Origin of the sequence: Mesorhizobium sp. B2-3-6, from assembly GCF_006442305.1 — a bacterium.
Classification (GTDB): domain Bacteria; phylum Pseudomonadota; class Alphaproteobacteria; order Rhizobiales; family Rhizobiaceae; genus Mesorhizobium.
This window is the reverse complement of record NZ_VFVW01000013.1, coordinates 108,486-116,990: the sequence shown is the minus strand read 5'-3', so window position 1 is coordinate 116,990 and position 8,505 is coordinate 108,486. Positions and strand designations below refer to the sequence as shown.

6 protein-coding genes are annotated in these 8,505 nt (G+C 63.9%); 2 read left to right on the top strand and 4 right to left on the bottom strand.

Going from position 1 to position 8,505, the window contains the following annotated elements; translation table 11 throughout:
- Nucleotides 1-161 precede the first annotated feature (161 nt).
- Nucleotides 162-1,079, bottom strand: a complete 918-nt coding sequence (locus tag FJ953_RS28690) for a pseudouridine-5'-phosphate glycosidase (protein WP_140625566.1) — start codon at nucleotides 1,077-1,079, stop codon at nucleotides 162-164.
- 46 nt (nucleotides 1,080-1,125) lie between these two features.
- Nucleotides 1,126-2,070, bottom strand: coding sequence for a carbohydrate kinase family protein (locus tag FJ953_RS28685; RefSeq protein ID WP_140583368.1), 945 nt, complete (start codon nucleotides 2,068-2,070; stop codon nucleotides 1,126-1,128).
- A gap of 282 nt (nucleotides 2,071-2,352) precedes the next feature.
- Between FJ953_RS28685 and recA the strand changes: the two genes are divergently transcribed.
- Nucleotides 2,353-3,450 (top strand): recombinase RecA, encoded by a 1,098-nt coding sequence (gene recA / locus FJ953_RS28680; protein ID WP_010909075.1) that lies wholly within the window; start codon nucleotides 2,353-2,355, stop codon nucleotides 3,448-3,450.
- Between the two features lie 303 nt (nucleotides 3,451-3,753).
- A complete protein-coding gene (gene alaS / locus FJ953_RS28675; protein WP_140625565.1) occupies nucleotides 3,754-6,420 on the top strand; it encodes an alanine--tRNA ligase in 2,667 nt (888 codons plus the stop codon).
- 153 nt (nucleotides 6,421-6,573) lie between these two features.
- On the opposite strand, the gene FJ953_RS28670 is transcribed toward alaS, so the two are convergent.
- Together FJ953_RS28670 and FJ953_RS28665 are read right to left on the bottom strand one after the other, a co-directional pair.
- Nucleotides 6,574-7,200, bottom strand: a complete 627-nt coding sequence (locus FJ953_RS28670; RefSeq protein ID WP_140564703.1) for a glutathione S-transferase N-terminal domain-containing protein — start codon at nucleotides 7,198-7,200, stop codon at nucleotides 6,574-6,576.
- 86 nt (nucleotides 7,201-7,286) lie between these two features.
- Nucleotides 7,287-8,498: an NADP-dependent isocitrate dehydrogenase gene (locus FJ953_RS28665; RefSeq protein ID WP_140493857.1), complete on the bottom strand. Its 1,212-nt coding sequence runs from the start codon at nucleotides 8,496-8,498 to the stop codon at nucleotides 7,287-7,289.
- Nucleotides 8,499-8,505: the final 7 nt, after the last annotated feature.

Below are 8,505 nucleotides of genomic sequence, written 5' to 3'. Positions count from 1 at the left end.
GGGCCTATGAGGCGGGGCGGCGGGCGGGAAAATAACGCTAGGACCTCGGGGCGATGAGGCAGTGCAGACTTTTTCGGAGACGTCCAGCAGGACAGAGGAGGGCGTGACGGAACTCGGTGGTCGCGAGTAGCCGTGGTGCCGCCGGTCGTATTTCCGGCGTCCTACAGCGCCCCGGCAATCCGCGCTGCCAGCCGAGCATTGTTTTCGACCAGCGCGATGTTGGTCTTCAGGCTCCGGCCGCCGGTGAGTTCGAGGATTTTGGAGAGCAGGAACGGCGTCACCGCCTTGCCGGTAACGTTGAGCGCCTCGGCGGCCTTCTGGGCGGCCTCGATGTAGCCGGCCATCTCGCCGGCCGGGATTTCGTGATCCTCCGGCACCGGATTGGCGATCAGCATGCCGCCGCTCAGGCCCAGCGCCTGTCGCGTCTTGTAAAAATGCGCGATCTCTTCCGGCGCGTGCAAGGTCAGCGGCGCGCGGAACGGCGACTGCCGCGACCAGAAGGCCGGCATGGTCTCGCAGCCATGGCCGATCACGGGCACGCCGCGGGTCTCCAGCACCTCCAGCGTCTTTTCGATGTCGAGGATGGCCTTGGCCCCAGCCGAGACGACGATGACGGGCGTGCGTGCCAGCTCATCGAGATCAGCCGAAATATCGAAGCTTTTTTCGGCGCCCTTGTGCACGCCGCCGATGCCGCCGGTGGCGAACACCTTTATCCCAACCATATGCGCGGCGATCATTGTGGCGGCAACCGTGGTGCCGCCGGTGCGCCCTTGCGCGACGGCGAAGCCGAGATCGGCGCGAGAGAGCTTCATGGCGTCGCCGGTCATCGCGAGCGATTCGCGTTCTCCGTCGGAGAGGCCGATCTTGATGCGGCCCGCCACCACGGCGATCGTCGCCGGCACCGCGCCGCCGTTCGCAATGATCCTTTCCACGTCGGCCGCCATGGCGCCATTGTCGGGGTAGGGCATGCCATGGGTTATGATGGTGCTTTCCAGCGCAACCACGGGCTTCCCGGCGGCCAAGGCTTGCGCCACCGGCGCGTGGACATCGATGAAGGGGCGGGCGGTGTCTGGGGTCATCTGGATCTCCAATCCGAAGTGCGGCGCATCCTTTCGGATGCCGGTCTCATGCCATTTCCTGCTCTTCGGGCACAAGAGCCAGCGCTTGCGCGAAAGTCGCCGTGGTGAAATCGGGAACGGCGCCCGCGCTTTCAATAGCCAGCGTCGCGGCGGCGACGCCCTCCCGCAGCGCCGCGCGCAAGGGCATGCCGCGCAGTAGGGCGGCGACCGTCGCGCCGGCAAGCGCATCGCCGGCGCCGGTGACGTCCACGACCTTTCTTGGAGGGGGCGGGACGACGGCAAAGCTGCCGTCGCGGTCGAAGCCCAGCACCGGGCCGCCGCCCGCCGTGACCACCGCGCTGTCGAGGCCGGCGCTTCTCAGCCCGTCGAGGACAGTTTTTTGAGAGGCGGCATCGTCAAGCCCGGCAAGCGCCACCGCCTCGCGCCTGTTCATGAAGGCGACGGCCAGGCCGCCGAGCACTGGTGTCAAGCGCACGACCTTGGCCGGTGAAATGGCAATGGCGAACACGGGCTTGCCGGCGGCAAGCGATACCAGCCGCTCCAGAGCCGCCGATGGCAGATTGGCGTCGCAAAGGACGGCATCTGCGGCGGCGATCTCCTCCCTCACCCTGGAGCGGCGGATCTGCTTTGCAAATGCCAGCTCATAAAGCGCCATGTCGGCAAAGCCGACGAGCAGTTCGCCCTCGCGGTCGATCAGCGCCGTATAGCTCGGCGTCGTGCGGTCGAGGAACACCGCGGACAGGTCGGCAATGCCTGCCTCGGCGATGGCGCGCGAAACCGTGTCGGCGGCGGCATCGCCGCCGCGCACCGACAGCAGCGAGCCCGAGACGCCTCGCCGCACCGTGCTGCGCAATGCGTTGAAGACGCCGCCGCCAACGTCCTCGCGCATCGTGCCCGGGTTGGAGGCAGCCGGCACGTAAGCGCCGGACACCTGGCCGCGCCTGTCGATATGGGCGCCGCCCACCGCCAGGACTCTTGGAGATCTCACCATGCGCCGATATGACCTTTGTTGGCGGTCACGCACAAGCGCCATGCTGTGCGACGGAGCTTCGCAGGCAACAGCCAGCGATTCGTGAGGCCGGCATGGCGAACCAGCCTGGCCCAATATTCGGACCATGTTGGAGCCGAATCGTGAGACAAAAAAAGAACAAATCAGGATGTTGCTTATTTTTCAAATGCTTGATCCCTCTTGCCAAATGAGAACAAAAAAGGTACAAATAACCAAGGATTACGGATTGTCCGGCCTTCATTGACGACTACGGGGTGATGTATCATGGCTCAGAACAGCTTGCGGCTTGTAGAGGATAAGGCAGTGGACAAATCAAAGGCTCTGGATGCGGCGCTGTCGCAAATCGAGCGGGCTTTCGGCAAGGGCTCGATCATGCGGCTCGGCGCGAACGAGCAGGTCGTCGAGATCGAAACCGTGCCGACCGGCTCGCTTGGCCTCGACATCGCGCTTGGCGTCGGCGGCCTGCCGCGCGGCCGCATCATCGAGATCTACGGGCCGGAAAGCTCGGGCAAGACGACGCTGGCGCTGCACACGGTGGCGGAAGCCCAGAAGAAGGGCGGCATCTGCGCCTTCGTCGATGCCGAGCACGCGCTCGATCCGGTCTATGCCCGCAAGCTCGGCGTCGATCTCGAAAACCTCCTGATCTCGCAGCCTGACACTGGCGAGCAGGCGCTTGAAATCTGCGATACGCTGGTGCGCTCCGGCGCCATCGATGTGCTGGTGGTCGATTCGGTCGCGGCGCTGACGCCACGCGCCGAAATCGAGGGCGAGATGGGCGATTCGTTGCCCGGCCTGCAGGCCCGCCTGATGAGCCAGGCGCTGCGCAAGCTGACCGCCTCGATCTCGCGCTCCAACACCATGGTCATCTTCATCAACCAGATCCGTATGAAGATCGGCGTCATGTTCGGCTCGCCTGAAACCACCACCGGCGGCAATGCGCTCAAATTCTACGCCTCGGTGCGTCTCGATATCCGCCGCATCGGCTCGGTCAAGGACCGCGACGAGGTCGTCGGCAACCAGACCCGCGTCAAGGTGGTCAAGAACAAGCTGGCGCCGCCCTTCAAGGTGGTCGAGTTCGACATCATGTACGGCGAAGGTGTGTCGAAGACCGGCGAACTGGTCGATCTCGGCGTCAAGGCCGGCGTGGTCGAGAAATCGGGCGCCTGGTTCTCCTACAATTCGCAGCGTCTCGGCCAGGGCCGCGAGAACGCGAAGCTGTTCCTGCGCGACAATCCCGATACGGCGCGCGAGATCGAACTTGCGCTCAGGCAGAACGCCGGACTGATCGCCGAAAAATTCCTCGAGAATGGCGGCTCCGAAGGTGGCGATGATGGCTTCGAGGATGAAGCCGGCGCGATGTAAGCGCTCGTCGGCACGATCTAGCGTTCGCTGGCGCGATCTAGCGTTCGGTTTACGGCCCGAGTTCGGCCATAATCCCGGTTCATCAACTTGAGCTTATGTAATCGAGTTCTGTAGTATTGCGTTTCGAACCGCCGGCCCCGTGCCGGCGGTTCGCGTTTTGAGCGGCTGGCGAACCGCGAATTGGCCAGCTTGCGTGTTTCTGGACAGGGTGCCAAGCGGCGGCTAAAAGGCCAGCTCCATCTTCTAAAGCAGAGCCCATTTTCCGCCGGTCCGGCCGGCGGCTCTCTCGAAAAGGCAGCATTCATGAGTGGCGTGAACGAGATCCGGTCGACATTTCTCGACTATTTCCGCAAGGAGGGTCACGAAGTCGTGGCGTCGAGCCCGCTTGTGCCGCGCAACGATCCGACGCTGATGTTCACCAATGCCGGCATGGTGCAGTTCAAGAACGTCTTCACCGGCCTGGAGAAGCGGCCCTATTCGCGTGCCACGACCGCCCAGAAAAGCGTTCGCGCCGGCGGCAAGCACAACGACCTCGACAATGTCGGCTACACCGCGCGCCACCTGACCTTCTTCGAGATGCTCGGCAATTTCTCCTTCGGCGACTATTTCAAGGAGCGCGCCATCGAGTTGGCCTGGAACCTCATTACCAGGGAGTTCGGGCTTAAGAAGGACAAGCTGCTCGTCACCGTCTACCACACCGACGACGAGGCGGCCGGCTTCTGGAAGAAGATCGCCGGCTTTTCCGATGATCGCATCATCCGCATCCCAACCTCCGACAATTTCTGGGCGATGGGCGACACCGGGCCGTGCGGGCCATGCTCGGAAATTTTCATCGATCGCGGCGAGCACATCTGGGGCGGTCCGCCCGGCACCCCGGAGGAGGATGGCGACCGGTTCCTGGAATTCTGGAACCTGGTGTTCATGCAGTACGAGCAGGTGACGAAGGACGAGCGCATCGACCTGCCGCGCCCGTCGATCGACACCGGCATGGGGCTGGAGCGCATGGCCTCCATCCTGCAAGGCGTGGAAAGCGTGTTTGAGACCGACCTGTTCCGCCATCTGATCGATGCGGCGTCGTCCGCGCTCGGCCGCGGTCCCGACGCCGAGACCGTCGCATCCTATCGCGTCATAGCCGATCACCTGCGCTCGTCCTCGTTCCTGGTCGCAGACGGCGTGCTGCCATCGAACGAAGGCCGCGGCTATGTGCTGCGCCGCATCATGCGCCGCGCCATGCGGCATGCGCAATTGCTCGGTGCGAACGAGCCGCTGGTGTGGAAGCTGGTGCCGGCGCTGGTTCGCGAGATGGGTCAGGCCTATCCGGAACTGGTGCGCGGCGAACAGCTGATCACCGAGACGCTGAAGCTTGAGGAGACCAGGTTCCGCAAGACACTGGTGCGTGGCCTCGGTTTGCTGTCGGAGGCGACGGAAAAGCTCGGCGCCGGCGACATGCTGGACGGCGAGACGGCCTTCAAGCTTTACGACACCTATGGCTTCCCGCTCGACCTGACGCAGGATGCGCTGCGCCAGCGCAACATCTCGGTCGATCTTGCCGGCTTCACCAGTGCGATGGAGCAGCAGAAGGCAGAGGCGCGTAAGCACTGGGCGGGCTCCGGCGAGGCGGCGACCGAAGCGGTCTGGTTCCCGGTGCGCGAAAAAGTCGGTGCCACCGAATTCCTCGGCTACGAGACCGAGCAGGCGGAAGGCATCATCCAGGCGGTTGTCCGCGACGGCAAGACCGTCGACAGCGCCGGCAAGGGCGAAGCGGTAGCCGTGGTCGTCAACCAGACGCCGTTCTATGCCGAATCCGGCGGCCAGATGGGCGACACCGGAACCATTTCAGGCGAAGGCTTCTCGATCGAGATTTCCGATACGCAGAAGAAGGCCGACGGGCTGTTCGTGCATCTCGGCAAGGTGGTCAGCGGCACTGCCAGGACGGGTGCCGCCGTCGAGCTGAAGGTTGACCATGCGAGGCGCTCCAGGCTCCGCGCGAACCATTCCGCGACGCATCTGATCCATGAGGCGCTGCGCGAGGTGCTGGGCACCCATGTCGCGCAGAAGGGCTCGCTGGTCGCGCCCGAGCGCCTGCGCTTCGACATCTCGCACAACAAGCCCATTTCGCCCTCGGAACTCGAGGAGGTCGAGCGCATGGCCAACGAGATCGTGGTGCAGAACAGCCCGGTGACCACGCGCCTGATGTCGGTCGACGATGCCATCGCCGAAGGCGCCATGGCGCTGTTCGGCGAGAAATACGGCGACGAGGTGCGCGTCGTGTCGATGGGCACGGGCCTGCATGGCGCCAAGGCCAACCGTCCTTATTCGGTCGAGCTTTGCGGCGGCACGCATGTCAGGGCAACCGGTGACATCGGCCTGGTGCGCGTCGTGTCCGACAGCGCCGTCGCCTCAGGCGTGCGCCGTATCGAGGCGCTGACGGGCGAGGCCGCGCGCAAGCATCTCGATGAACAGGACCGGCGGCTGAAGGCGGCCGCCGCAACACTGAAAATCTCGCCGGCCGACGTGCCGGCGCGTGTTGAAGCCCTGCTCGAAGAGCGCAAGAAGCTCGAGAAGGAGCTCACCGAAGCGCGCAAGAAGCTGGCGCTGGGCGGCGGGTCGCCCGCTGACGCGCCGGCCGCCAACGAGACCGTCGCGGGCGTCGGCTTCCTCGGCAAGTCGGTTTCCGGTGTCTCGCCGAAGGATCTGAAGCCGCTCGCCGATGCCGGCAAAAGCTCGCTCGGCTCCGGCGTGGTCGTGTTTGTCGGTGCGGGCGAGGACAACAAGGCGAGCGTCGTGGTCGCTGTCACCGATGATCTCGTCGGCCGCTTCAGCGCCGTCGACCTGGTGCGCGTCGCCTCCGCAGTACTCGGCGGGCAGGGCGGCGGCGGCCGGCCCGACATGGCGCAGGCCGGTGGCCCCGATGCCTCGAAGGCCGACGACGCGATTGCTGCGGTGAGGGCGGCGCTGGAGGCGGCGTGATTCATTGCAGAATTGGCAGGCAACGCTCCAGGCCGGTTGCTTCCCTTCGAGGTTCGCGCCGCCCGCTCATGAGGGGCGACGCTGACATCAATGATCGGTTGTCCGCGAAATCATTGACCTGAATCGAATGTCGCTGTGCTGCGCTGTCGCAGATCAGCTGGCCTTTTCAGTCCTGGCAAAGCTTGTCTGTTTAGCAATACAATCCCACCAGTCCTGTATGTCGGCAAAGCGAGCCAGCAGTTTGCGCCCTTCCGCCACCCTGACGAAATAGCCGATGATCGGTGCCGCATGCAGGTCGGCGAGCGTCAGTTGATTGCCGAGCAACCACGGCCCCGGGGATCTCAATGATGAGAGCACCTGAAGGACCGCTCCTGCTTGTCGTAATCCGCTGACAATCAGCGCTTCGTCAGGCGACGCCTTCTCCAGCCGCTCCACGGCGACGTCCCAGACCATGGCCCGATAGCCATAAGCGTCGAGCATGCCGATGATCTGGTTCATCCGCGCGCGGCCGCGCGGATCGTTCGGCTGCAAGGGCGGTCCGTCGAAAGCTTCATCGACATAGCGCGTGATCGCGCTGGCCTCGAACAGGCGAAAACCGTCATGCTCGAAGGCCGGGATGCGGCCGAACGGGTGGTGCTCGAAATACCAGCCGGGGATGCCCTCGGCGGCAAAGACATCGACCGGCACAAGCTCATAGTCGACGCCCTTCTCCTCCAGCGCCATGCGCGCTATGCGCACGTAAACGCTGTAGTCCGCGCCGTAGAGGACCGGTTTGGCCATGTTGCCAGTCCTTTGCTTTCGATTTCGTTGGCCCAAAAAAGCGAAGGCTCCTTCCGGAGCCTTCGGCGTGTTGAACCCGCGGGTGCCTACGCCATCGCCTTCTGCAAATTCTCGTCGATCTTGTCGAGAAATCCGGTGGTCGACAGCCAAGGCTGGTCGGGGCCGATCAGCAGCGACAGGTCCTTGGTCATGAAGCCGGATTCGACCGTCTGGATGCAGACCTTTTCCAGCGTTTCGGCAAAACGCTTCAATTCGGCATTGTCGTCGAGCTTGGCGCGGTGGGCCAGCCCTCGGGTCCAGGCGAAGATCGAGGCGATCGAATTGGTCGAGGTTTCCTCGCCCTTCTGGTGCTGGCGATAGTGGCGCGTCACGGTGCCGTGCGCGGCTTCCGCTTCCACCGTCTTGCCGTCCGGCGTCATCAGCACCGACGTCATCAGGCCAAGCGAGCCGAACCCCTGCGCCACCGTGTCGGACTGTACGTCGCCGTCATAGTTCTTGCAGGCCCAGACATAGCCGCCCGACCATTTCAGGCTGGAGGCCACCATGTCGTCAATCAGGCGGTGCTCGTACCACAGCTTCTTGGACTTGAACTCGGCCTCGAACTCAGCCTCGTAGACCTCCTGGAAAATATCCTTGAAGCGGCCGTCATAGGCCTTGAGGATGGTGTTCTTGGTCGAGAGATAGACCGGGTAGTTGCGCAGCAGGCCGTAGTTCAGCGAAGCGCGGGCGAATTCGCGGATCGACTCGTCGAGATTGTACATGGCCATGGCGACGCCGGCGCCGGGCGCGTCGAACACGTCGTGCTCGATCACCTGGCCATCCTCGCCGACGAACTTGATCGTCAGCTTGCCCTTGCCGGGAAAACGGAAATCGGTGGCGCGGTACTGGTCGCCATAGGCGTGGCGGCCGACGATGATCGGCTTGGTCCAGCCGGGCACCAGCCGCGGCACGTTCTTCATGATGATCGGCTCGCGGAAGATGGTGCCGCCGAGGATGTTGCGAATGGTGCCGTTCGGCGATTTCCACATCTTCTTCAGCTTGAATTCCTCGACGCGCTGCTCGTCGGGCGTGATGGTCGCGCATTTCACGCCGACGCCGTATTTTTTGATGGCGTTGGCCGAATCGACGGTCACCTGGTCGTTGGTGGCGTCGCGATGCTCGATGCCGAGGTCGTAATATTCAAGCTTGAGGTCGAGATAAGGGTGGATCAGCTTGTCCTTGATGAACTGCCAGATGATGCGGGTCATCTCGTCGCCGTCGAGTTCGACGACCGGGTTCGCCACCTTGATCTTCGCCATGGAAAGA

Coding starts and splice junctions, on each gene's coding strand:
- FJ953_RS28670 (WP_140564703.1), bottom strand. CDS start 7,200: ATGGCCAAACCGGTCCTCTACGGCGCGGACTACAGCGTTTACGTGCGC.
- recA (WP_010909075.1), top strand. CDS start 2,353: ATGGCTCAGAACAGCTTGCGGCTTGTAGAGGATAAGGCAGTGGACAAA.
- FJ953_RS28690 (WP_140625566.1), bottom strand. CDS start 1,079: ATGACCCCAGACACCGCCCGCCCCTTCATCGATGTCCACGCGCCGGTG.
- alaS (WP_140625565.1), top strand. CDS start 3,754: ATGAGTGGCGTGAACGAGATCCGGTCGACATTTCTCGACTATTTCCGC.
- FJ953_RS28665 (WP_140493857.1), bottom strand. CDS start 8,498: ATGGCGAAGATCAAGGTGGCGAACCCGGTCGTCGAACTCGACGGCGAC.
- FJ953_RS28685 (WP_140583368.1), bottom strand. CDS start 2,070: ATGGTGAGATCTCCAAGAGTCCTGGCGGTGGGCGGCGCCCATATCGAC.